The 24,089-nt window shown below is 63.9% G+C and carries 23 protein-coding genes; 13 read left to right on the top strand and 10 right to left on the bottom strand.

Annotated elements, in window-relative coordinates:
• Positions 1-76: 76 nt before the first annotated feature.
• Together fmt and def are read right to left on the bottom strand one after the other, a co-directional pair.
• Complete coding sequence (gene fmt / locus Q9Q94_RS05015; protein WP_305978924.1) at positions 77-1,009, bottom strand: methionyl-tRNA formyltransferase; 933 nt, start codon at positions 1,007-1,009, stop codon at positions 77-79.
• 86 nt (positions 1,010-1,095) lie between these two features.
• Positions 1,096-1,599 carry a peptide deformylase gene (def, locus tag Q9Q94_RS05010; RefSeq protein ID WP_305978923.1) on the bottom strand — a complete coding sequence of 168 codons (504 nt, stop codon included), beginning with the start codon at positions 1,597-1,599 and terminating at the stop codon, positions 1,096-1,098.
• Positions 1,600-1,786: 187 nt separating this feature from the next.
• Between def and Q9Q94_RS05005 the strand changes: the two genes are divergently transcribed.
• The 5 genes from Q9Q94_RS05005 (at position 1,787) to Q9Q94_RS04985 (ending at position 8,248) form a co-directional block, all read left to right on the top strand.
• Complete coding sequence (locus Q9Q94_RS05005) at positions 1,787-2,845, top strand: LysM peptidoglycan-binding domain-containing protein (protein WP_305978922.1); 1,059 nt, start codon at positions 1,787-1,789, stop codon at positions 2,843-2,845.
• Positions 2,846-3,943, top strand: coding sequence for a DNA-processing protein DprA (gene dprA / locus Q9Q94_RS05000; protein ID WP_305978921.1), 1,098 nt, complete (start codon positions 2,846-2,848; stop codon positions 3,941-3,943).
• Between the two features lie 33 nt (positions 3,944-3,976).
• Complete coding sequence (locus Q9Q94_RS04995; RefSeq protein WP_305978920.1) at positions 3,977-4,465, top strand: DUF494 domain-containing protein; 489 nt, start codon at positions 3,977-3,979, stop codon at positions 4,463-4,465.
• Between the two features lie 145 nt (positions 4,466-4,610).
• Entirely contained in the window at positions 4,611-7,220 is a 2,610-nt protein-coding gene (locus Q9Q94_RS04990) for a DNA topoisomerase III (protein ID WP_305978919.1), read from the top strand.
• A 230-nt stretch (positions 7,221-7,450) separates the two neighbouring features.
• Complete coding sequence (locus Q9Q94_RS04985) at positions 7,451-8,248, top strand: YdiY family protein (RefSeq protein WP_305978918.1); 798 nt, start codon at positions 7,451-7,453, stop codon at positions 8,246-8,248.
• A 167-nt stretch (positions 8,249-8,415) separates the two neighbouring features.
• On the opposite strand, the gene Q9Q94_RS04980 is transcribed toward Q9Q94_RS04985, so the two are convergent.
• Positions 8,416-9,162: a hypothetical protein gene (locus Q9Q94_RS04980; protein ID WP_305978917.1), complete on the bottom strand. Its 747-nt coding sequence runs from the start codon at positions 9,160-9,162 to the stop codon at positions 8,416-8,418.
• A 173-nt stretch (positions 9,163-9,335) separates the two neighbouring features.
• Here Q9Q94_RS04980 and Q9Q94_RS04975 point away from each other — a divergent pair, with 173 nt between their 5' ends.
• Positions 9,336-10,319, top strand: coding sequence for a magnesium transporter CorA family protein (locus tag Q9Q94_RS04975; RefSeq protein ID WP_305978916.1), 984 nt, complete (start codon positions 9,336-9,338; stop codon positions 10,317-10,319).
• Positions 10,320-10,361: 42 nt separating this feature from the next.
• Here the strand turns inward: Q9Q94_RS04975 and Q9Q94_RS04970 are convergent, their stop codons facing one another.
• Both Q9Q94_RS04970 and dmeF read right to left on the bottom strand, forming a co-directional pair.
• On the bottom strand, positions 10,362-11,348 hold the full coding sequence (locus tag Q9Q94_RS04970) for a bile acid:sodium symporter family protein (protein ID WP_305978915.1): 987 nt from the start codon (positions 11,346-11,348) through the stop codon (positions 10,362-10,364).
• Positions 11,349-11,352: 4 nt separating this feature from the next.
• Complete coding sequence (gene dmeF / locus Q9Q94_RS04965; protein ID WP_305978914.1) at positions 11,353-12,282, bottom strand: CDF family Co(II)/Ni(II) efflux transporter DmeF; 930 nt, start codon at positions 12,280-12,282, stop codon at positions 11,353-11,355.
• A gap of 61 nt (positions 12,283-12,343) precedes the next feature.
• On the opposite strand from dmeF, the gene Q9Q94_RS04960 reads away from it, so the two are divergent.
• Entirely contained in the window at positions 12,344-12,619 is a 276-nt protein-coding gene (locus tag Q9Q94_RS04960; RefSeq protein ID WP_305978913.1) for a metal/formaldehyde-sensitive transcriptional repressor, read from the top strand.
• 50 nt (positions 12,620-12,669) lie between these two features.
• Here Q9Q94_RS04960 and Q9Q94_RS04955 read toward each other — a convergent pair whose 3' ends face one another.
• Entirely contained in the window at positions 12,670-13,908 is a 1,239-nt protein-coding gene (locus Q9Q94_RS04955; protein ID WP_305978912.1) for a cystathionine gamma-synthase family protein, read from the bottom strand.
• A 161-nt stretch (positions 13,909-14,069) separates the two neighbouring features.
• Positions 14,070-14,681 carry a TetR/AcrR family transcriptional regulator gene (locus Q9Q94_RS04950; protein ID WP_305978911.1) on the bottom strand — a complete coding sequence of 204 codons (612 nt, stop codon included), beginning with the start codon at positions 14,679-14,681 and terminating at the stop codon, positions 14,070-14,072.
• 100 nt (positions 14,682-14,781) lie between these two features.
• Here Q9Q94_RS04950 and Q9Q94_RS04945 point away from each other — a divergent pair, with 100 nt between their 5' ends.
• The 4 genes from Q9Q94_RS04945 (at position 14,782) to Q9Q94_RS04930 (ending at position 19,344) form a co-directional block, all read left to right on the top strand.
• Positions 14,782-16,233: an efflux transporter outer membrane subunit gene (locus Q9Q94_RS04945; protein ID WP_305978910.1), complete on the top strand. Its 1,452-nt coding sequence runs from the start codon at positions 14,782-14,784 to the stop codon at positions 16,231-16,233.
• A 41-nt stretch (positions 16,234-16,274) separates the two neighbouring features.
• Positions 16,275-17,438 carry an HlyD family secretion protein gene (locus Q9Q94_RS04940; protein WP_305978909.1) on the top strand — a complete coding sequence of 388 codons (1,164 nt, stop codon included), beginning with the start codon at positions 16,275-16,277 and terminating at the stop codon, positions 17,436-17,438.
• Between the two features lie 10 nt (positions 17,439-17,448).
• Positions 17,449-19,008 carry a DHA2 family efflux MFS transporter permease subunit gene (locus Q9Q94_RS04935; RefSeq protein WP_305978908.1) on the top strand — a complete coding sequence of 520 codons (1,560 nt, stop codon included), beginning with the start codon at positions 17,449-17,451 and terminating at the stop codon, positions 19,006-19,008.
• A gap of 84 nt (positions 19,009-19,092) precedes the next feature.
• Positions 19,093-19,344 (top strand): hypothetical protein, encoded by a 252-nt coding sequence (locus Q9Q94_RS04930; RefSeq protein ID WP_305978907.1) that lies wholly within the window; start codon positions 19,093-19,095, stop codon positions 19,342-19,344.
• Positions 19,345-19,497: 153 nt separating this feature from the next.
• Here Q9Q94_RS04930 and Q9Q94_RS04925 read toward each other — a convergent pair whose 3' ends face one another.
• The 3 genes from Q9Q94_RS04925 to Q9Q94_RS04915 form a co-directional block, all read right to left on the bottom strand.
• Positions 19,498-19,725 (bottom strand): DUF2835 family protein, encoded by a 228-nt coding sequence (locus tag Q9Q94_RS04925; RefSeq protein WP_305978906.1) that lies wholly within the window; start codon positions 19,723-19,725, stop codon positions 19,498-19,500.
• Between the two features lie 61 nt (positions 19,726-19,786).
• Positions 19,787-21,304, bottom strand: a complete 1,518-nt coding sequence (locus Q9Q94_RS04920; RefSeq protein WP_305978905.1) for a fumarate hydratase — start codon at positions 21,302-21,304, stop codon at positions 19,787-19,789.
• Positions 21,305-21,342: 38 nt separating this feature from the next.
• Positions 21,343-21,909, bottom strand: coding sequence for a TIGR00645 family protein (locus Q9Q94_RS04915; RefSeq protein WP_305978904.1), 567 nt, complete (start codon positions 21,907-21,909; stop codon positions 21,343-21,345).
• A 146-nt stretch (positions 21,910-22,055) separates the two neighbouring features.
• Here Q9Q94_RS04915 and Q9Q94_RS04910 point away from each other — a divergent pair, with 146 nt between their 5' ends.
• Complete coding sequence (locus Q9Q94_RS04910; protein ID WP_305978903.1) at positions 22,056-22,598, top strand: adenine phosphoribosyltransferase; 543 nt, start codon at positions 22,056-22,058, stop codon at positions 22,596-22,598.
• Positions 22,599-22,712: 114 nt separating this feature from the next.
• Positions 22,713-24,062, top strand: coding sequence for a sensor domain-containing diguanylate cyclase (locus tag Q9Q94_RS04905; protein WP_305978902.1), 1,350 nt, complete (start codon positions 22,713-22,715; stop codon positions 24,060-24,062).
• The last annotated feature ends 27 nt before the right edge of the window (positions 24,063-24,089 follow it).

Genomic DNA, 24,089 nt, shown 5'->3' with positions numbered 1-24,089 from the left:
GGCAAGCCGCGCCCCGCCTTGCTGTGCCAGAGGCATGCCTGAAGAGGCCCGCCCCATGCGGCTTGCCGGGCAGATGTCAGCCCGGCAGATCGAAGCGGGCACCAGCTGCCAGGGCAAAGCCGCGCAGGAAGTCGCCGGCTGGCAGGCGTTTGCTGCCGGGCTTCTGCAGCACGGTGAGGCGTAGCGCCTCTTCGCCGCAGGCCACCACCACGCCGCCTGCATCCGCCGCCAGCACTGTACCCGGCTCACCGGCGGCACTGATGGCGTCACCGGCCCACAACTTGAGCGTGGTGCCTGCAATGTTCGCCGCGCCGCCCGGGAAGGGATCGAAGGCGCGCAGCTTGCGGGCGAGCACCTCGGCAGGCTGGCGGAAATCGAACTGGCTCTCGGCCTTGTCGATCTTGTGGGCGTAGGTCACGCCTTCTTCGGGCTGGACAGTCGCCGGCAGCGGGCCTTGCTCCAGCGCGCGCAGGGCCTCGACGATCATCTCGCCACCCAGCGCGGCGAGCTGGTCATGCAGGCCGCCGGTGGTGTCGGTCGGCAGGATCGGGATGGCACGTTTGAGCAGCATCGGTCCGGTGTCCAGCCCGGCTTCCATCTGCATGATGGTGATGCCGGTTTCCGTGTCACCGGCCTCGATGGCGCGGTGGATCGGCGCCGCGCCACGCCAGCGCGGCAGGAGCGAACCGTGGATGTTCAGGCAACCCAGGCGCGGCAGATCCAGTACCGCCTGCGGCAGGATCAGGCCGTAGGCGGCGACCACCAGCACATCCGGCGCACAGGCGGTGAGCGCGGCCTGCTGCTCGGGCGTGCGCAGGCGCTCGGGCTGATCGACGGCGATGCCGTGTGCCAGCGCGACTGCTTTGACCGCCGAGGGCTGCAACTGCATGCCGCGCCCGGCCGGGCGATCCGGCTGGGTGAGGACCAGCGGCACCTCGAAGCCTGCGTCAAGGATGGCGCGCAGGGCGACGGCAGCGAATTCCGGAGTTCCGGCGAAGGCGATTTTCATGGGGAGTCGGGGATGAGGCGCCAGGTGTGGGAAAAGGGCGCGGAGAGTGGATCTCCGCCGTCCCCTTTTCTACTTCCAGCGACCGGTTACGCAGTAATCCTTGCCCGTTTGGCGAGCTTGGCCTTGATGCGGTTCTGCTTGAGTTGCGAGAGGTATTCAACGAAGACCTTGCCGTCGAGGTGATCGATTTCGTGCTGTACGCAGACGGCCAGCAGCTCCGTGGCCTCGAATTCGATGGTTTCGCCCTTTTCGTTGAGGGCACGCACCTTGATGTGTTCGGCGCGGGTTACCGTGTCATAGATGCCGGGCACCGACAGGCAGCCCTCTTCGCAGGTCTGTTCGCCGTCGCGCTCGATGATTTCCGGGTTGATCAGGGCCAGCAGCCCGCTCTTGTCTTCGGATACGTCGATGACGATCACGCGCTCATGCACATCGACCTGGCTGGCGGCCAGCCCGACGCCCGGCGCGGCGTACATGGTTTCGGCCATGTCGCTCACCAGCTGGCGGATGCGGTCGTCCACAACCGCTACCGGCGTGGCGCGGGTATGCAGTCTGGGATCGGGGTAATGGAGGATAGGCAACAGCGCCATTTGTCAGAAAACCTTGATGTATGAGTATGCTACGGGCAGAATCTAACGCAAAACTTGAATATCTGCAGCTACCGGCCATCCTCAAAGGTATCGGGCGTGCTGCAGATCGGCTTGCCGCCAGGCTACGGAGTTTAGCGCTTTGCGCTGGATGTAACCGGGTCGCGATCAACCACCGACGGGGTTCGCAATGATCAAAGCTTTCAGCAGGACAGTTCTCGGTTTGTCTCTGGCCGTCATGGCAACAACCGTTTTTGCCGCCGATGCGGCCGACAAGGTGCAACTGGCTGACAATGCCCCGGACAGTTATGTCGTCAAAAAGGGCGATACCCTGTGGGGTATTTCCGGCATCTTCCTGAAAACACCCTGGCGCTGGCCGGAAGTGTGGAAGATGAACCAGGACGAGATCCGCAATCCGCACCTGATCTATCCTGGTCAGGTTGTGGTGCTCGACCGCAACAGCGGCACCCTGTCCATGGGGCGCCAGGTCGGGGTGAATGGCGTCGAAAAGCTTTCGCCGCAGATTTATTCCAAGGATGTGGTGTCGCCGATTGCCAGCATTCCGCTGGATGCAATCCGTCCCTTCCTGACCGAACCACTGGTTTCCGAAACCGAAGATTCGCCGCTTGAACCGACGGTGGTGGCGATCGATCAGGAACGCGTGATTGCCGGCATGGGCGATGTGATCTACGGCAAGAACCTGACCGAAGAAACCGACACCTGGCACGTGTATCGCCGCGCCAAGGCGCTCAAGGACCCCGTCAATCCGAAGAACATCCTGGGTTACGAAGCCCAGTATGTGGCAACGGCACGTGTGTCGGTGCCGGCCAAGGACAACAAGGCGGCCGAAATGCGCGTGCTTTCGTCCAAGCACGAGATCGTTCCGTCCGACCGCATGCTGCCCGCTGGCAAGTCCGAACTGCTGGCGATCCCGCCGCATGCGCCGATGTCCGGCGTGACCGCCGCGGTGGCCTCGATCTACGGTGGTGTGGAATTCGGCGGCAAGAATTCGGTGATTGCAGTCAGCGCCGGCAAGAACATGGGTCTGGAGCCCGGCCACGTGCTGGCGATCAGCCGCAACAACGGCACCGAGATCTATCGCGGCGACGGCAAGGCCGAGGTGATCAACAAGCCGGATACGCGTACCGGCCTGCTGTATGTCTTCCGGGTCTTCAACCGCGTGGCTTACGGCCTGGTCATGGATGCTTCCGGCCCGGTCAGGATCGGCGACAAGGTTGCCAACCCCTGATTGAGCGCGCCTGACCTTCATTACTGGCTGCGCCTGTGCCTTGTGCCAGGCGTTGGCCCGGAGCGGCAGCGCGAGCTGCTGGCTGCCTTCGGACTGCCCGCGCGGATTTTTGCCGCCGGGCAGTTTGCTTTGGCGCAGGTCATCGGCGAGCGCCTCGCAAAAACCCTCCAGACGCACGACAACGCCGCGCAGATCGAGGCGGCGCTGGCCTGGGCCCGGGAGCCCGGCAATCATCTCCTGACCTTGGCCGATGCGGCCTACCCGCAGGCACTGCTGCAGATTCCCGATCCCCCCACGCTGCTCTACGCAAAAGGCTGCGTGGAACTGCTCAATTCTCCGGCGCTGGCGGTGGTGGGCGCGCGCAGTGCTACGCCACAAGGCGCGGAGAACGCCGAAGCGTTTGCCCGCACCCTGTCTGAAGCCGGCCTGACCATCGTCAGCGGGCTGGCGCTGGGTGTGGATGCCGCGGCTCATCGTGGGGCACTCAAGGGGCAGGGCAGCACCGTCGCGGTGGTCGGCACCGGGGCGGACCGCATCTACCCGGCGCGTAACGACAAACTGGCACGCGAGATCGCCGAGCGTGGCGTGATCCTGTCCGAATTCCCGCTTGGCACGCCGCCGGCTGCCTATAACTTTCCGCGCCGTAACCGGATCATTTCAGGCCTTGCGCGCGGGGTGCTGGTGGTCGAAGCTGCGGTTGGCAGTGGTTCGCTGATCACGGCCCGCATGGCGGCCGAGCAGGGCCGGGAGGTGTTCGCGATCCCGGGCTCGATTCATTCGCCCCAGGCCAAGGGCTGCCACATGCTTATCAAGCAGGGCGCCAAGCTTGTCGAAAGTGCTCAGGACGTGCTTGAAGAGCTGCGCTGGACGGGCCTTTCCAGCCACGCTGCCGGGAAAGCCGCGCCGCAAGCGGCTCTTCAGGCAGACGATGAAAGCACCGCATTCCTGCTGCACATGGGCTTCGACCCGGTTGATCCGGACACACTTGTTGCGCGCGCAGGCTTGACGCCGGATGCGCTCTTCGCCATCCTGACCGTGCTGGAACTCGACGGGCGCGTTGCACGCCTGCCGGGTGGCCGGTTCCAACGTATCAACTGAGCGGCGCCTGCGGGGCCGCCATACGGGACAGCCATGATCGACATACTGGTTTATCTGTTTGAAACCTACGGATACGCCGATGCCTGCCCCGACGAGCCTGAGCAACTGGCGCGCAAGCTGGCTGCCGTGGGCTTTGAAGAAGCAGACATTCAGGAAGCCATCGAATGGCTGGGTGGCTTGCGTCTGGCGGCAGGTCAGCCGGCGCCGCAATTGCCGGCCGGCGTGGGCTCCATCCGGGTGTTCACTGATTTTGAATTTGCCCGTCTGGATGTGGCCGCACGCGGCTTTCTGGCGTTTCTGGAAGCGGCGGGCGTGATCGACTTGCGCCGGCGCGAGCTGATCATCGAGCGTGCCCTGGCCTTGCCGGATACCGAAGTGACCCTGTCGCAGTTCAAGGTGATCGTGCTGATGGTGCTGTGGCAGGAGCGTGCCAGCGTGGATGCGCTGATTCTCGACGAGCTGCTGACGGACGAAGTGCCGGAGGCCGAAGACACCTGGCAGGAAGCCGTAACTGTTCATTAAGGGATGTCGCTCAGGGATAAAAGCCTTGCCCGTCAGCCCCATTGGGCGCCAAAGCTTGCGCCGGCAGGCTTGGCGCTTCTATTATCCACAGCAGTTTCATCGCGGCTGACCAGCCGCGATTTATTTTGTCCCTGACCTCAAGCCAATGACCAAACAGCTCATCATCGCCGAAAAACCCTCCGTTGCTCAGGATATTGCCCGGGCGCTGGGCGGCTTCACCCGCCAGGGCGATTACTTCGAGAGCGATGACTTCGTGTTGTCCTCGGCTGTCGGCCATCTGCTGGAACTCGCGGTACCGGAGGAGTTCGAGGTCAAGCGTGGCAAGTGGAGCTTCACCCATCTGCCGATGATTCCGCCGCACTTCGCGCTGAACCCGATCGAGAAAAGCGCCGAGCGCCTGCGCCTCTTGACCAAGCTGATCAAGCGCAAGGATGTGACCGGCCTGATCAACGCCTGTGACGCGGGACGTGAAGGCGAACTGATCTTTACCTACGTGGCCCAGCATGCCGGCACGGCCAAGCCGATCCAGCGCCTGTGGCTGCAGAGCATGACCGCGCAGTCGATCCGTGACGGCTTCCTGAACCTGCGCACCGCCAACGAAATGAGCGGCCTGCGCGAAGCCGCAATGTGCCGCGCCGAGAGCGACTGGCTGATCGGCATCAACGGCACCCGCGCGATGACCGCCTTCAACTCCAAGAGCGGCGGCTTTCACCTGACTACCGTGGGCCGCGTGCAGACGCCGACCTTGGCCATCATGGTCGAACGCGAAGAGCGCATCCGCGCCTTCAAATCGCGCGATTACTGGGAAGTTGAAGCCACATTTGGCGTTTCCGCCGGTGAGTATGGCGGCCGCTGGTTCGACGAGAATTTCAAGAAGCCGGAAGACGACGAGCACGCCACTGCGCCGCGCATCTGGGACAAGGCCAGGGCGGATGCGATCCGCACGAAATGCGCGGGCAAGCCGGGCAAGGTCGAGGAAGAGTCCAAGCCCAGCACCCAGCTCTCGCCGCTGCTCTTTGACCTGACTTCGCTGCAGCGCGAGGCCAATGGCCGCTTCGGCTTTTCGGCGCGTACCACCCTGCAACTGGCACAGGCCCTGTACGAAAAGCATAAGGTCCTGACCTATCCGCGGACCGACGCCCGCTGCCTGCCGGAAGACTACGTGGCGACCGTGCCGGGCATCCTCGGCGCGCTGCCGGACGCCTACGTGGCCTTCTCCACGCAGATCCTCAAGCGTGGCTGGGTCAAGCCGAACAAACGCATCTTCAACAACGCCAAGATCTCCGATCACTTCGCGATCATTCCGACCGGCACCGAGCCGAAGAGTCTGAGCGAGGCCGAATACAAGATCTACGATCTGGTCACCAAGCGTTTCCTTGCCGTGTTCTTCCCGGCTGCGGAATACCAGCTGACCACGCGCATCACGCGTGTCGAGAACGAAGCCTTCAAGACCGAAGGCAAGGTGCTGGTAGCGCCGGGCTGGCTGACCATCTACGGCAAGGAAGCGGCGATCGAGGGCGAAGAGGCCACGGGTTCGCTGGTGCCGGTGCAGGCGGGCGAGGGCTCGACGACGGAAGAGATCCACGTCAAGGCCAGCGTCACCAAGCCGCCCGCACGCTACAACGAAGCCACGTTGCTGTCCGCCATGGAAGGTGCGGGCAAGCTGGTCGATGACGAAGAGTTGCGCGCCGCCATGGGTGGTCGCGGTCTCGGCACACCGGCCACGCGTGCCCAGATCATCGAGAATCTGATCGCCGAAACCTACGTGCTGCGCGAAGGTCGCGAGCTGATCCCAACGGCCAAGGCCTTCTCGCTGATCGTGCTGTTGCGTGGTCTCGGCATTTCGGAACTGGCCTCTGCCGAACTGACCGGCGAATGGGAATACAAGCTCGCCCAGCTCGAAAAAGGCGAAATCACCCGCGCCGCTTTCATGAGCCACATCGAGGCCATGACGCGCGAGATCGTCGAACGCGCCAAGACCTATGACTCGGACACCATTCCCGGTGATTTCGGCATTCTCACGGCACCGTGTCCCAAGTGTGGCGGCCTGATACGCGAGAACTACAAGAAATTCCAGTGCTCGGATTGCGAATACTCGCTGTGGAAGATCGTGGCTGGCCGTCAGTTCGAACCGCATGAGATCGAAACCCTGCTGACGGTGGGCAAGGTCGGGCCGCTGCTGGGCTTCCGCAACAAGATGGGCCGCGCCTTCAACGCCGAGATTCGCCTCAACGACGACAAGCTGCCCGAGTTCGATTTCGGCCAGCCGCGCGAGGGCGAGGCCGCCGAGGCGCCGGACTTTTCGGCACAGACCTCGCTGGGCGCCTGTCTCAAGTGCGGCGGTGGCGTGTTCGAGCACGGCACTACTTACGTTTGCGAGAAGGCCGTCGGCCCTGAAAAGAGCTGCGACTTCCGTTCCGGCAAGGTGATCCTGCAGCAGCCGATCGAGCCCGAGCAGATGCAGAAGCTGCTCAGTACCGGCAAGACCGAGTTGCTGCGCAACTTCGTCTCTTCGCGCACGCACCGCAAGTTCTCCGCGATGCTGGCCTGGGACGCCAAGGCCGGTAAGGTCGGCTTCGAGTTCGAGCCGCGCGCACCCAAGGCACCGAAGGCGGGAGCGGCCGAGAAGAAGACGGTTGCAGCAGAAAAGGCGCCCGCCGCGGAAAAGCCTGCCAAGGCCAGCGCTGCCAAGAAGCCGGCTGCGAAAAAACCGGCAGCAGCGAAGACCACCCGGGCGAAGAAGGCGACGGCCTGAGTCGGGCTGTATCCGTGAGAAAAGGCCTGCCCGTTCCGGCAGGCTTTTTTGTTGCCTCTGACAGCCGCCTGTGGCTTGCCTTTGCGGCAGGGCATGCTGCAGACTCAAGCGCAGCGGGCCTGTCCGGGCAATATGCCTGAAAAGGACCGCCATACGCCGGTTTACGGGCATGAGGAACCCAAGTCTGGCGCGATGCGTCTGACCATGATCATTACGACAAGGTGGATTCAATGCAGGACAAGATTTTCGCTGTGCTCGCCGCTCTGAGCCTCGTCGGCGGGCTGCCGCTGGCACAGGCGCAGGACCAGCCCGAGCTGCCCAAGGCGGTGGCAGATCCCCTGTTCAAGAAGCTGGCGCAGCCGCCCGAGCTGAAAACAAGCTCCGGCAAGTGGGAGGGCTCGCTCGGCCTGGGCCTGACGGCCCGGCGTGGTAGCAGCAATTCCACCGAAGGCAGTCTGTCCTTCGATGCGGTACGCGAGATGCGTGACAGTCGTCTGCTGGCCAACGCGATTGCCGTGCGCAGTTCGGAGAACGGTGAGCGCAGTGGCGACACCGCCGATGCCGATTTTCGTGGTGAGCGAAACCTGAGCGAGCAGATGTTCGGCTTTGCCGGCCTGAATGCCGAGCGTGACGGCCTGCAGGACCTGAGCCTGCGCGGCAGCCTCTCCAGCGGGGTCGGGGTGCGCTGGTACAACACCGAGGACCTGACCCTGAACGTTTACAGCGGTCTGGCCTATAGCTGGGAACGCTATCGAACTGAGTCCGATGCGCGCGGCGTGGAAGCCCTGCTGGGCTCGGAGTTCCGTTATCAGCTCTCGCCCACCAGCCGGGTGACTCACCGCATGGTCGTGTATCCGGATTCCGTCGGTGGCGGCACGCGCTATGCCATGCAGGGCGATCTGACGACCCGCATCAACGCCCATTTCGGCCTGCAACTGGCGGTGCTGCAGAAATACCGCGAGAAGGTGCGCAACGCAAACAGCCACGCCGATACGGTGGTGTTTACCGGCATTACCGCCGGCTTCTGAGATCTGGTCCGCAATCGAGCCGATACTTTGTCGACTTCGCCTTGCCGTGCTACAGCACTGTCTGCGGCTTGTCTTCGCGTCTCGCCTCGATTGTGAACCGGATTTACACGCCTCCCCCGGCGAGGGGAGGCGGGAAATGCCGGACGAGAAATCCTGGGGGGGGGGGGTTACTGAATCTTCGGATCGTGGTTGATCATCATCACCACCCCGCCACCACCCCAGCGACCGGCATCGAAGGCCACGCTGCCATAGCCGCGATAGATCCATTCGATGCGCGCCGCGTCGCTGCCAAAGTAGAAGGGGTTGAAGGCTTTGCCGGTGACGTAGCTGCGGTAGTCGTTCGGGCGGCCGATGGCGGCCTCGACTTCCCCTTGGGTCATGCCGATCTGGATTTTCGCCAGCTTGCTGCTCGGCGCGGGGTGGCCGAAGACTTCGCCTTCGAAACTGCCGTCTTTTGACTTGACCATGCGCGGGCCGGTGTCCTTGCCGGCAGGCTCCGGCGCAGCCTTGGCCGCAGGAGCCGGGGCAGGCTGGATAAGCACCGCTTCGTAGCCTGCCGGGCAGCTGCCATCGGCATTCGGGCTGACCGGGCCGCTGGGGGTGACGGTGCTGGCTGGTGCTGCCGTCTCCGCCGCAGGCTTGCTGCCGGCTTTGCTGGCAGGCTTCGTGGCTGTTCTGGCGGCTGGCTTTGCTGCAGGCTTGCTGGTGGTTGCAGGTTTGCCCTGGGTTGCCGGTCTGGCGGCCTCGGTTTTTGCTTTCAGCGGCCGGCAGCTGACATCCGGCTTGGGCGTGGGAGCCGGCTCGGTGGCGGCTGGCGCAGTAGCTCCTTCAGCGCCTTGCGGTGTTCCCTTCGAGCCACAGCCACCCAGCAGCATGGCGGACACGAGGACCAGACCCCAAAGATGCATTTTCATTGCCGGCTCCTGCCTGAACGGGATGAGAAGGAAGTGATTATGCCGGATGCGCAAAGCCTGGCCATGGGAAATGCCCGGAGGTTGGGCCGAATCAGGCGGCACCCGCCCCGGCAACACGCTAGAATCGGGCAATGCCTGCCTTTCTGGCAGGACCAGAAGCGCAGGAGCACGGCTTGAAAATCAACTACGGTTTCCGCCAGGGGGAAGTTCACCGCGTCGACGACGATTCGGCGCCGATCCGCGTGTACTCCGCGCCGACCCGTGAGGAACGTGAAGAGCTGCGCTATGCGCTGAATCTGGATGATTACGATCTGGACGCGGCACTCGACCCGGAGGAAATCCCGCGGCTGGAGTTTGGCGAACATGGGGCGGCCAACATCATCTGGAAACGGCCGAAGAATGTTTCCATCGGAGCGCAGCTGCGTTTTGACGTGTCGTCGATGGGCATGTTCATCCGCCCCTATACGGTGGTGCTGGTCACCGCCGACAGCGAGCCGGATTTCGGCGAGCGCGACTTTCGCGGCGTGCACACCCTGAATGATCTGCTGCTCAAGCTGCTGCTGCACACCGTGCACCACTACTTGGGCCACCTGAAAGTCATCAAGCAGATCAATGCCGAGCTGGGCAGCAAGATCAGCGTGTCGATGGAAAATCGCTACTACCTGCAGATGCTGGCGCTGTCCGAGTCCCTGATCTACTACGTCGATGGCATCGAGGCCAATGTGGCCGTGCTGACCAAGCTGCGCGCCTCCACCCACCGGCTGGAGCTCAATCCGGTGCAGACCGATGCGCTGCACGACATCGTGCTCGACATGCAGCAATGCGCCCGCCAGGCAGCCATTTACAGCAGCGTGCTGTCCGGCCTGATGGATGCGCGCGGCGCAATCATCAACAACAACGTCAATACGCTGCTCAAGAACCTGACCTTGATCAGCGTGATCTTCCTGCCGCTGAATCTGGTGGCCAGCATCGGCGGCATGTCCGAATTCAGCGCATGGACGGCCGGGCTGGACTGGCGGGTGTCCTATGGCCTGCTCGTGATCGGCATGACGATTGCCGGCTGGTTCGGTCTGCGCCTGATCGTGCGTCTGGCCAGCGGCCGCGGTCTGGGCTGGCATTGGTTACGTTGGCCGCGCCGCCTGCGGCGGCAGCGCTGAGAGCCGCGCCGGGCGGCCTTCTTCCGGCAGTCTGCCGCCAGATCAAGGCGTGGCGTGGCTCTTCGCGAAGCGTCGGGCAATCACGCTGACCATCACCAGCTGCAGCAGGTGAAAGATCATGATCGGCGCGATGATCAGGCCCAGTGCCGGATTCGTACCAAACATGATGCGTGCCATCGGCACCCCGCTGGCCAGCGATTTCTTCGAGCCGCAGAACAGCGCCGTGATGCGATCTTCACGCGAAAAACCCAGCACGCGGGCGAGCCCGCTCATCAGCGCGAACATTACCCAGAACAGCAGCACGGAGATAACTGCGATCAGTAGCAAAGTGCTGAGTCCGTGCGCTGCCCACACGCCTTCGGCGACCGAGTCGGCGAAAGAATTGGCGACGATGGCGAGGATGGTGGCACGGTCGAGCAGCCTGGCGGCGGTGAGGTGCGCCTCGATCCAGCGCAACACGAAGGGGCGCAGGATCTGGCCGATCACGATGGGCAGCAACACCAGCAGTACGATCTTGAGGATCACCGGTCCAAGCGGCAGATTGACGCCTTGCGTGTGCAGGAAGGCATTCACCCACAGCGGCGTGATGAACACGCCGATCAGGCTCGACAGGCTGGCGTTGAAGATCGCGCCGGGCACGTTGCCATGGGCAATCGAGGTCATTGCGACTGAGGACGATACCGTTGAAGGCAGGGCGCACAGGTAGAACACGCCCAGCGCCAGCGCCGGATCAAGATGGGCGCCGCCCAGCCAGTGAAAGGCGATGCCGACCAGCGGGAAGAGCAGGAAAGTCGCCAGCTGCACCACGACGTGCAGGCGCCAGTTGAGGATGCCCTGACGCATCTTCGCCGGCGACAGGGTCAGGCCGTAGAGCAGGAAGACGATGGCCACCCCGTAGGTGGTGAACACATCAATATGGATCAGCCCGCCGCTGCGCAGCAGATCCGGCCACAGGCTGGCGAGCGCCACGGCAGCCAGCAGGGCGAGGATGAAACCATCAAGGCCATAACGCTTCAGGGTTGCAAACATCTCCTCAGCTCACTTGCACTTCAACCGTGATGTGCACCAGTTCCTCGTGGATCTGCAGCTGGGTGCGGAAATAATCCGGGCTGGCGGCTTCGTTTGTGACCAGACTCAGCACGCAGGCATAACTACCCTTGCCGATGCGCCACACGTGCAGGTCACGGATCGTCGCAGGGATTGGGCTGGCCGCGATCACTTCGCGGATTTCGGCGACCACCGGCGCGTCCATTTCCGCGTCCAGCAGCACCCGGCCGGTCTGGCGCAGCAGGCCGATGGCCCAGCTGCCTACCAGCAGCGAGCCGGCAATCCCCATCACCGGATCAAGCCAGGCCGCACCCCACAGCTTGCCGCCGAACAGCGCCACGATGGCGGCGACGGAGGTTGCCGCATCGGCCAGCACATGCAGGTAGGCGGCGCGCAGATTCAGGTCGTGGTGTTGATGCGAATGATCGTGGTCGTGTGCATGGCCGTGATCGTGGTGATGGTGTTCGTCGCGCAGCAGCCAGGCACAGGCCAGATTCACCAGCAAGCCGATGATGGCAACCAGGATGGCTTCATCGTAGTGGATGGCCTGTGGCGCGAGCAGGCGTGCCACCGATTCCCAGGCCATCACTCCGGCTACGCCGATCAGGCACAGCGCACTGGTGTAGCCGCCCAGCACCTCGAATTTCCATGCCCCGAAGGAGAAGCGTGCGTCCTGCGCAAAGCGCCGTGCCAGCGCATACGCCAGCAGTGACAGGCCCAGCGCCAGGGCATGCGAACTCATGTGCCAGCCGTCAGCCAGCAAGGCCATCGAGTTGAACAGCCAGCCACCGGTGATTTCGGCGACCATCATCAGTGCAGTGAGGATCACCGCCCAGCGCGTCTTGTGTTCAGCCAGCGGGTTGCCTGCGTCGAAACGGCCGGCGGCGCTGCAGTGGTGTTCGAATGTGGATTGCATGCTTGACTCGTGCTGGTGTATATACTCCCCCCCAGTATAAACATGAAGCCGGAGACAAGCCATGGCTCACACCATTCGCGATCGCAAACCGCTGCTGACCCGCGTGCGCCGCATTCAGGGGCAGCTGCGTTCGCTGGAGACGACTCTTGACGAAGGGGGCGACTGCGCGGCCGTGCTGCAGCAGATCGCCGCCGTGCGTGGCGCGGTGGCCGGGCTGATGAATCAGGTGCTCGAAGGCCACATCCGCGAGCATCTGGGTAACCCGGAGGCAAGCCCGGCCGAGCGCGAGGAGGACGTGGCCGAAGTGCTGACGGCGCTGCGCTCTTACCTGCGCTGAAATGAAAATCCCGCCTCATGGGCGGGATTGTTGTGGTTGCCGGGTTGCGCTCAGCGTGCCTTGTCCAGCGCCTGTGCGAAATCCGCGATCAGATCCTCGATGTCCTCGATGCCAATCGACAGGCGCACCGTGCCGTCAGCAATGCCCATCTCGGCGCGGCGGGCCGCGCCCATCTCGGCGTAGATGGTGTGCGCCACCGGGATCGCCAGGGTGCGGTTGTCGCCGAGGTTGGTGGTGAGGATGGTGAGTTCCAGTGCATCAAGGAAGCGGAACACGTCGTACGCGGGCTTGAGCTCGATGCTCATCAGCGAACCGGCATGGCGGAACAGGCTCCGCGTGCGTTCGTACTGCGGGTGGCCGGGCAGGCCGGGGAAGTAAACACGGCTGATTTCGGGGCGTGCGGCGAACCACTCGGCGAGCTGCTGGGCGTTGCTGGAGACGGCCCGCTGGCGCAGCACCAGCGTCTCGGAGCCGATGCTGATGTGATGCGCGGCTTCCGGCGAGAGGCAGGCCCCCTGGTCGCGCAGGCCTTTCTTGCGGATCTGCACCAGGCCCCAGTTCTGCGGGTTGCCGGTCTTGTAGGCTTCGATGATGTTCGGGAACGTGCTCCAGTCGAAATTGCCGACTTCGGTGACCGAGCCGCCCAGCGCGTTGGCGTGGCCACCGATGTGCTTGGACAGCGAGTTGATCACCAGCCCGGCGCCAACTGCCTTGGGGCGGAAACTCCACGGCCCGGTCAGGGTGTTGTCGACCACGTAGAGCAGGCCGCGCGCGGCGCACAGCGTGCCGATGGCGGCCAGATCGGCCACCTGTGTACACGGGTTGGCGATGGTTTCGACAAACACCGCGCGGGTGTTCGGACGCAGCGCGGCAGCCACGTTCGCCGCGTCGGTGGCGTCGACGAAAGTGACCTCGATGCCGAAGTTCTGGAAGGTCTGGAACACGCTGTTGGTGTTGCCGAACAGGAAGGCGCTGGACACCAGATGGTCGCCGGCTTTCAGCAAGGACAGGAAGGTGGCGCTGATGGCGGCCATGCCGCTGGCGAAACAGCAGGTGGCCAGCCCGTCTTCCATCAGGTTGAGCTTCTTCTCCAGCGCCACCACGGTCGGATTGATCTGGCGCGCGTAGGTGTAGCCCGCCTGCTTGCCCTGGAACACCGCGGCAATGTCGGCCGAACTGGCGTGCTCAAAGGTGGTGGAGAAATGCACCGGCTTGTGCAGCGAGCCATGCTCGATGCCACCGGCGCGGTCGCTGTGGAGGATGGAAGTGGTGAAACCTTTTGTGTTCATCTGGCAGCCCTGTTCAACATGGCGAAACAGCCTCCATTGTCCGCCAAGCCGGCGGTTATATGCACGGGCTGGATGCGCATATTCAGGCATCTGCCCGCAGAACCTCATCCCGCCTTGTTCTCCGGCCTGCCTGCTCTGTGAGGCAGGCGCGGAGCGGCTCTTCAGGCAGGGCTCGGAATGGCGTAAGCGCGCAGGAAAACGTCCACCGCCCGCGCCACCATTGGCGCGATGCAGGTTGCCTCAATCGAGTCCTGCACGCCCAGAAGCAGGCGTTCCAGGCTTTCTGCCTTGAGCAGGCCGAGGAAGTGGTGGGCCGCGATCATCTTGTCTTCAGGCCGCAGCTTGCCCAGTGTCATTGCCTGCTGCATGAACTCGGCCAGCACCTGCAGGCCTTCGAGTGGCCCGCGTTCGTAAAACAGGCTGCCCACGCTGCTCTTGCCTGCCTCGGCGAACAGGTTGCGATGCGCGCAAAGCATGTCTGGCTGGCTGATCCGGGTCAGGAAGCGCTCACCGAAGTTCTGCAGCGTGTCGGCCAGATCGGCTTCGGCATCGAGCAGGGCGAATATCTCGCGCATGTGTGCCTCGGCGAACTGGCGCACAACGGCCACGAACAACTCCTCCTTGGAGCTGAAGTAGCTGTACAGCGTGGCCTTGGAGCCGCCCACCCGCGCTGCAATTTCGGACATTGAGGCGGCTTCGAAACCGAATTCCTGAAAGACTTCGCCGGCGACTTCCACGATGTTCTGGCGACGTGCTTCGCACTTGATCCGCATGGCTGAACCTTTTCTGAACTAACCCGTACAGTTTTGCTTGACAAGCCGGGGGTGTCAACTTAATACTGTACCGTACAGTACAGTTAATAAGGAAGTCGTCGTGCCCTCACTCCCCAACTCCCCCGCTGCAGCACGCGTTTCACGCCCGCTCGCGCTGCTGGCGCTGGCCAGCCTGATGGGCCTCGCGGCCTGTGCCCAGATCCCGCAAACAGACCCGTTCAGTGCGCTCAAGCCGTCCAGTGACTGGTCTGCAGAGCAAAGTCTGAACGGTCCCTCCCAGGCTTGGCCACAGGAACGCTGGTGGAATGGCTATGCCGACGCCCAGCTTGATCGTCTGATCGGTGACGCGCTCGCCGGTGCCCCCAGCTTGCGTGTTGCTGCTGCCCGTCTGCAGCGCGCCGATGCGGGTGTGCAGACTCGCCAGGCCACTAACGGGCCACAACTCACGGCGAATGCCTCGGCGTCCGAGGCCAAGCAGAGTTACAACTACCTCACGCCCAAGAGCATGTCGCCGCAGGGCTGGAACGACTATGGCCGGATCAGTCTGGATTTCAGCTGGGAGCTGGACTTCTGGGGCAAGAACCGCAGCGCCCTGGCCGCTGCCACCTCCGAGCGCGAAGCCGCCGCCGCGGATGCCGCTCAGGCCGCCTTGCTGTTGTCGAGCTCGATTGCCAGCGGCTACGCCGAACTGGCTCGCCTGCACGCCGCCCGCGACACCGCCGCCGCCGCGCTGGAAGTGCGCAGCAAGACCGCCCAGCTGTTCCAGGAACGCCACACCAACGGTCTCGAAACGCTGGGCAGCGTGCGTGGCGCCGAAGCGCGCCAGGCCGCGGCTGAAGGCGACCTGCTGGCCGCTGACGAGAGCATCGCCCTGCAGCGCAATTACCTCGCCGCGTTGCTTGGCGCCGGGCCGGATCGCGGCCTCGCCATCGTCCGCCCGACAATCCGTCTCGACAACGCACCGGGCCTGCCGGATCAGCTCGCGCTGGAATTGCTGGGGCGTCGCCCGGATGTGATTGCTGCCCGTCTGCGCGCTGAAGCCGCGGCCAAGCGCATCGATTCGGCCAAGGCCGAGTTCTATCCGAACGTGAATCTCTCCGCCTTCATCGGCGTTCAGTCCCTGGGGCTGGACAAGCTCTTCAAGTCTGGCTCGGACATCGGTTCGGTCGGTCCGGCGATCTCCCTGCCGATCTTCGACAGCGGCCGCCTGCAAGCGCAGTACAGAAGCCGCCGTGCCGACTACGAAGAAGCCGTGGCGAACTACGACAGCACCGTGACCCAGGCGCTGCGCGAAGTTGCCGATGCGGCGGTGAGCCAGCGCGCTCTGGCGCCGCGTCTGGAGCGTGGCGAAGCCGCCTTCGGTGCTGCCAAACAGGCCTGGCAGATCGCCCGCAACCGCTATGACGGCGGCCTCTCGAACTACCTCGATGTACTGACAGCCGAAGACGCGATGCTCACCAATTTGCGCGGCCTGACCGATCTGCAGTCCCGCGCCTTCAGCCTCGACGTGGCCTTGGTGCGTGCCCTTGGCGGCGGCTACCAGCACAACTGAACCCGATCCTCTCCCCCGACCCGAATTCAAGGAAAACCATCATGTCCCAGACCTCCACCGCCAAGATCCACGCCGTCAGCGAAGAAGACCTCGCCCTTGATACCCGCAACGGCCAGCGCCGCAAGACCCTGTTCACCGCGCTCGGCAGTGTCGTGGCACTGGCCGCTGTCGGCTACAGCCTCTACTACGGCCTCTACGCCTCGCACTTCGTCAGCACCGACAATGCCTATGCTGCCGTCGAGATTGCTCAGGTCACGCCTGCCGTCGGCGGCACCGTGCGCGAAGTGAAGGTCAGCGATACCCAGGCCGTGAAGGCCGGTGATGTGCTGATCGTGATCGACGACACCGATGCTCGCCTGGCGCTGGCTCAGGCCGAAGCCGAATATGGCCGCGCGGTGCGCAAGGTGCGCGGCTACCAGGCCACCGATAGCGGCCTCTCGGCTCAGATCGCGGCGCGGGCGGCCGACGAACAGCGTGCTGCCGCCCAGCTCGCTTCGGCCGAATCCGATTTCGAACGCGCCGGCATCGATCTGCAGCGCCGCGAAGCGCTGGCCGGCTCCGGCTCGGTTTCCGGCGAAGAGCTGAGCCGTGCCCGCAACAGCTTTGATGCGGCTCAGGCGGCGCTGGCGGCTGCCAAGGCCGGTGCCGCTCAGGCCCGCGCCAACCGCGCCGCCGCCGTCGGCTCGCGTGAAGCGAATTCGGTGCTGATCGACGACAGCACGCTCGACACCAACCCCGAAGTGGCTCTCGCTCGCGCCCGCCGCGATCAGGCTCTGGTCGACCTGCAGCGCACCGTGGTGCGCGCGCCGGTGGATGGCGTGGTGGCACGCCGCGCGGTGCAGGTGGGCCAGCGTGTGCAGGCCGGTGCCAGCCTCCTCTCGGTGGTGCCGGTCGAGCGCATGCACGTCGATGCGAACTACAAGGAAGTCCAGCTGCAGGACGTGCGCGTCGGCCAGAAGGTCGAGCTGCGCGCCGACATCTACGGCGACAAGGTGACTTACCACGGCACCGTGGCCGGCTTCTCCGGCGGCACCGGCGCAGCCTTCGCCGCGATCCCGGCGCAGAACGCCAGCGGCAACTGGATCAAGGTGGTGCAACGCCTGCCGGTACGTATTCAGCTCGACCCGACCGATCTGGCCGCTCACCCGTTGCAGGTCGGCCTCTCCATGCACGCCACCATCGACACTCGCAGCAGCACCAACTGAGCACCGTCCCATGAATCAGGCTCTTCTCCCCAACGGCGAGCAGCCCCTGCGCGGGGGCATGCTGATCGTCGGCGCACTGGTGCTGGCACTGGCGAACTTCATCGCCGTGCTGGACATGACCATCGCCAACGTGTCGGTCGCCACCATCGCCGGCAGTCTCGGCGTTACCAGCAGCCAGGGCACCTGGGTGATCACCTCCTACGCAGTGGCCGAAGCCATCACCGTACCGCTCACCGGCTGGCTGGCCGGGCGTTTCGGTGCGGTACGCGTGTTCGTGATTTCCATGGCCCTGTTTGGCCTCGCCTCTCTGCTCTGCGGCTTCTCGAATTCGCTCGGCATGCTGATTGCTGGGCGCGTGCTGCAGGGGCTGGCCGGTGGCCCGCTGATGCCGCTGTCGCAGACGCTTTTGCTGCGCATTTTCCCGAAGGACAAGGCCGCGGCAGCCACGGCCATCTGGGCCATGACCACCCTGATTGCGCCGATCCTGGGCCCCATCGTGGGCGGGGTGATCTGCGATCAGAGCCACTGGTCCTGGATCTTCTACATCAACGTGCCGATTGCGCTGCTTTGTGCCTGGTTCGGCTGGGGCTTGCTCAAGCGCTATGAAACTCCACTCGAAATCGCACCCATCGACAAGATCGGCCTGGCACTGCTGGTGATCTGGGTCGGCGCCCTGCAGATCATGCTCGACGAAGGCAAGAACCTCGACTGGTTTGCCTCACCGACCATCGTGACGCTTGCCATCGTGGCTGCGGTCGGCTTCGCCGCCTTCCTGATCTGGGAGCTCAATGAGCGCCATCCGATCGTGGACCTGCGCGTGTTCCGCCACCGCGGCTATTCCTTCGGCGTGCTCACGCTGGTGCTGGCTTTCGGCGCCTTCTTCGGTGCCAACGTGCTGACCCCGCTGTGGCTGCAGCAACACATGGGCTACACCGCCACCTGGTCGGGCATGGCGACGGCCTGGAGTGGTGTGCTGGCCGTGCTGTGCGCGCCTTTCGCGGCGATGCTCTCGAGCAAGATCGACTCGCGTCCGCTGGTCTTCTTCGGTGTCTCCTGGCTGGGCATGATCACCTTGTGGCGCGCTTTCGGCACCACCGACATGACCTACTGGCAAGTCGCCCTGCCGCTGCTGGTGATGGGTATCGGCATGCCCTTCTTCTTCGTGCCGCTCACCGGTCAGATTCTGGGCAGCGTGGAGGAGCGCGAAACGGCTTCGGCCGCCGGTCTGATGAACTTCCTGCGCACCCTGGCAGGCGCCTTCGCCACTTCGCTGACCACCGCCAGCTGGGAAGACCGTATCCAGTTCAACCGCGCGGACATCGTGGCCACGCTCGATCCGGTGAATCAGGCCGGCGTCGCCAGCCAGCTCAACCCGCTCGGTTCGGCTGCCAGTTCCCTGCAGGACCCCGGCATCCTCGGCGCGCTTGAACGTCTGGTCGAAGGCCAGAGCGTGATGCTCGCCACCAACCAGCTGTTCATGCTGATTGCCGTGATCCTCTTCGCGGCGGCCTGCAGCATCTGGCTGGCTCCGCGTGCCACGCGTGCGGTGGATCCCTCGGCCTCGCATTGAAGAATCTGTAATCCATGCCCCTTGTCGGGAAAGCGGATTCGTTTCGCCCCGACCCGCCCCGACAGAATTTTTGGAGGAAAACCCATGAACCCGAATCAATTGGTGGATGAGCCCGGATTCCCGTTGCAAGCGCAACGCACCCGGAGCCTGCCCCGCGCGGGCCAACTGTGGCGCAACTGGAGCTGGCTGGGCGGTATCGCGTTGCTGCTTGGCCTGTTGATCGCCGCCTATACCGCAGGCTGCATGGTCGGCCGCGAACAGGAGCGTGATCGCCAGCAGGCCCGGCTGGCACAGAGTCGGGCCTGTGACGCCGACCCTGCCTGTCTGCGACCTTGAGCGCACGGTTCAGCTTGTCTGAAGAGGCGCATGCAGCAAGCCTCTTCGGCCTGAATGCCTCGAAACCCTTGTCAATATTGGATCTGCAGCAAGGCATGCTGCAGAGGCCCGCCGGGTGCGGCTGTTCGGGCCGATGGAAAATGAAACCTCGCTTCAGCGCGAGGCTTTGCGCTGCAGGCTGGCGCCCTTGTTGTGTTCGTCACAGCTCAGGATGAAGTCGCCCTGAATGCCATCGGCCTGCACGAAGGGGCGCAGCAGATTCGCCGGAAAGCTCACGGTCTGCCCCTCCGCCAGACGGATCAGGACCTGTGTCACCTGACCCCGGTAATACGGCAGGTATTGCTCGGCTGAAATGTGCAGGCGGAACTCAAAGCGTTTCATGCGGGCATTCTGCCATCGCAACAAAAAGCCCGCTGTGCAGCGGGCTTTTTACATTCGTCACTCAGACCACCTTGACCGGAATCTTGCCGATCTTCGCCTGCCATTCCTTCGGACCGGTTTCATGCACCGAGATGCCGGTGGAATCGACGGCCACGGTCACCGGCATGTCCTGCACGGTGAATTCGTAGATCGCTTCCATGCCCAGATCGGCAAAGCCGACCACCTTGGCCGCCTTGATTGCCTTGGAAACGAGGTAGGCAGCACCGCCCACGGCCATCAGATACACCGACTGGTGTTTCTTGATGGCATCCAGACCGGCCGGGCCGCGTTCGGCCTTGCCGATCATGCCGAGCAGGCCGGTTTGTGCCAGCACCTGTTCGGTGAACTTGTCCATGCGCGTGGCGGTGGTGGGGCCGGCCGGACCGACGACTTCATCACGCACCGGATCGACCGGGCCGACGTAGTAGATGAACTTGCCGGCCAGATCCACCGGCAGTTTTTCACCCTTGTTGAGCATGTCGGTCATGCGCTTGTGCGCGGCATCGCGGCCGGTGAGCATTTTGCCGTTCAGGAGCAGCACGTCGCCCGGTTTCCACGAGGCGACTTCTTCGCGCGTCACGGTATCGAGATTCACGCGCTTGCCCTTGGAGGCATCGTAGGTGAGGCTCGGCCAGTCTTCGAGCGAAGGCGGATCCAGATACACCGGGCCGCTGCCATCCAGCTCGAAGTGAGCGTGACGGGTGGCCGCGCAGTTGGGGATCATCGCCACCGGCAGGTTGGCGGCGTGAGTCGGGTAGTCCAGCACCTTCACATCCAGCACGGTGGTCAGGCCGCCGAGGCCCTGGGCGCCGATGCCCAGCGCATTGACCTTTTCATACAGCTCGATGCGCAGCTCTTCGGCGCGGGTCTTGGGGCCGCGGGCGATCAGGTCGAGGATGTCGATCGGCTCCATCAGCGCTTCCTTGGCCAGCAGCATCGCCTTCTCGGCGGTGCCGCCAATGCCGATGCCGAGCATGCCGGGCGGGCACCAGCCGGCGCCCATGGTTGGCACGGTCTTGAGCACCCAGTCGACGATGGAGTCCGATGGATTCAGCATGGCGAACTTGGATTTCGCTTCCGAGCCACCGCCCTTGGCGGCGACGATCACGTCCACCTTGTCGCCCGGCACGATGCTCATGTTGATCACCGCCGGGGTGTTGTCTTTCGTGTTGGCACGCTTGCCGGCCGGGTCTGCGAGCACCGAGGCGCGTAGCACGTTGTCGGGATGCAGATAGGCGCGGCGCACCCCTTCATTCACCGCATCTTCGAGCGAACCGCTGAAGCCTTCCCAGCGCACGTTCATGCCCACCCTGAGGAAAACCGAGACAATGCCGGTGTCCTGACAGATCGGACGGTGGCCCTCAGCGCACATGCGCGAGTTGATCAGGATCTGCGCCATCGCATCCTTGGCGGCCGGGCTGGCCTCCATTTCGTAGGCGCGGGCGAGGCCCTTGATGTAATCAACCGGGTGGTAGTAGCTGATGTACTGGAGTGCGGCGGCGACGCTGTCGATCAGATCGGCTTGCTTGATGGTGGCCATGTGGGGTCTCTCTTGTTTGTCCGGGGCGGGAATGCGGGTCAGTGTTCCAGATCCTTGCTCAACACCAGGGTGCTGTTCATCACCTTGTCGGTATAGGCCATCACCAGGGCGGACACCACGAAGGTCAGATGAATTCCGATCTGGAACAGCACACCATGCTCCAGCCGGGTCAGCGCGAAGGGGTCGGCCGCCTGCGCCATCTTGCTGCCTACTTCGATGAAGGTCTTGAGCAGATGGATCGACGAAATCCCGATCAGTGCAGTGGCCAGCTTGATCTTGAGCACACCCGCATTCACGTGTGAGAGCCATTCCGGCTGGTCCGGATGTCCGTCCAGATCGAGGCGGGACACGAAAGTCTGATAACCGCCCACGATCACCATCAGCAGCAGATTGGCGACCATCACCACATCGATCAGGCCCAGCACGATGAGCATGATGTCGACTTCGGTGAAGCTCACCGCATGGCCGACGAGATGGATCAGTTCCTGCAGGAACTTGAAGACATACACGCCTTGCGCGAAGACGAGGCCGAGGTAGAGCGGAGCCTGCAGCCAGCGGCTGCCGAAGAGGAAGGCTTCGAGGTGGTGCGATGCGTCTTTTTTCATGATCTCTCTTGTTTTCGGGCCCTTGTCGGGCTGTGCAAACGGGTTGGAACGGGGCGTCGGGTCTGCGCCCGATCAAGGGCAAAGTATAGCAGCGGCCTCCTTTCCGGCTGGCGGGCTAGAATCCCCCCCGATTTCAGGAGGAAACCATGCTGCTTGACCCGAATGACCTGCGCGACCACATCCGCACCGTGCCCGACTGGCCCCAGCCCGGCGTCCAGTTCCGCGACATCACCCCGCTGCTGCAGGACCCCGCCGCGCTGCGCGTGCTGGTCCAGCATTTCGTGCTGCGCTACATGCACCAGAAGATCGACGTAGTGGCCGGGCTGGATGCGCGTGGCTTCATCATTGGCTCCATCGTCGCCTACGAGCTCAACGTCGGCTTCGTGCCGATCCGCAAGAAGGGCAAGCTGCCCTACACCACCATCGCCGAGGAATACGAGCTGGAATACGGCAGCGCCACGGTCGAGATGCATGCCGACGCCTGCAAGTGCGGCGATCGCGTGCTGCTCATCGACGACCTGATCGCCACCGGCGGCACCATGATGGCCGGCAAGAAGCTGCTGGAGCGCCTCGGCGCCACGGTGGTGGAAGGCGCGGCGATTGTCGACCTGCCAGAGCTGGGTGGCTCGAAGCTGCTGCGTGACTCCGGCCTGAAGCTGTTTACGCTGGTCGATTTTGCGGGGCATTGAGGCCACGGGGCGGCAGGAGCGGGCCGGACTTTCGGGTGCTCAACGCAAAAGGCTTTCCGGCCGTTATGCTTGAAGCTCCTGTCGCGCAGCCGACCGCCCTGGCATCTTCTCCCCATGTTTTCGCTGACCCAGCTCACCGCCATTTTCGCCGCCCTGCCTGACCCGGTCTTCGTCCTGACCCGGGGCGGCCGCTATGTCGCGGTGCTGGGCGGCGCGGACACACGCTACTACCACGACGGCAGCTTTCTCGTCGGTCAGACCATCAGCGAGGTGCTGATGCCGGAGAAAGCTGGCTGGTTCCTCGACCAGATTGCGCAGGCGCTGCAGTCCGGCAAGCTGCACGTAATCGAATATGGTCTGGCGTCGGACGACGTGAAGGGCCTGACCAGCGAGGGGCCGCAACAGACAATCTGGTTTGAAGGCCGCGTCCAGGCTTTGCCTTTTGCCATCGAAGGCGAGGAGGCCGTGGTATGGGTGGCCAGCAACATCACCGCCCGCCATGAACTGGAGCTGCAACTGCGTCGCCAGAGCGAGACCGACGCCCTGACCGGGCTGTGCAATCGCCGCCACTTCGAGCAGGTAGCCGCCACCGAGTGCGAGCGCGCGCAACGCTACGGCCACCCTATCAGCCTGCTGATTTTCGACGTGGATCACTTCAAGTCGATCAACGATGGCTGCGGCCATGAAATCGGCGACCGCGTGCTGCAGCAGGTGGCTCTGGCGGTGAAGGGCTGCACGCGCGACTCGGACCTTCTCACGCGTTGGGGCGGCGACGAATTCACCGTTCTGATGCCACATGCCGATATCGAACACGCCACCGAAGCGGCCGAGAAGATTCGCAGTGCCATCGCTCGCGAGCTGTTCGTGGACGGCCTGCAGATCAGCGTCAGCATCGGCGCCGCGCAGTGGCAGGTGAGCCGAGAGAGCGTAGAGCTGGCGCTGGCCAAGGCCGACGAGGCGCTATATCGGGCCAAGGCCCTGGGACGCAATCGCGCGGAGATTCATTACCCGGAAGTCCGCGACGTGGATGGCAATGCCGAACTGCGCGTGGTGCGCCTGCTATGGCGCCGGCATTTCGAATCCGGACATGGCCTCATCGATGCGCAGCACCGTCAGCTCTTCGAGAGCGTCGATCAGCTGCAGAGCCTGCTGGCTGATCCCGCCGCCGTCTCCCTGGAGCAGCTGCGTTTCGCCGTCGACCGGCTCATGGCCGACGTCACGAGCCATTTCACGAGTGAGGAACAGGTGCTGGGCGCACTTGCCTGGCCCGGCCTGGCGGCTCATCAGGCTGATCATCAACGCCTGCTCGGCGAGGTTGCGGCCAGGCGTGCTGCCCTTGAGCAGACTCCGGAAGCCGGCCACGCCCTGCGCCTGGCACGCTTCGTGGTTGTCGAAGTCGTCGCCAATCACATGCTGCAGGCCGACCGCCAGTTCTATCCCTGGCTCAGGCAGGGCGAAGCCTGAACCGGATCATTTGACCCGCGCGGATAA

It is taken from the genome of Uliginosibacterium sp. 31-16 (assembly GCF_030730865.1).
Lineage (GTDB): Bacteria > Pseudomonadota > Gammaproteobacteria > Burkholderiales > Rhodocyclaceae > Uliginosibacterium.
Note: the sequence above shows the minus strand (reverse complement) of the source record. Positions and strands in the feature narration are given on the sequence as shown.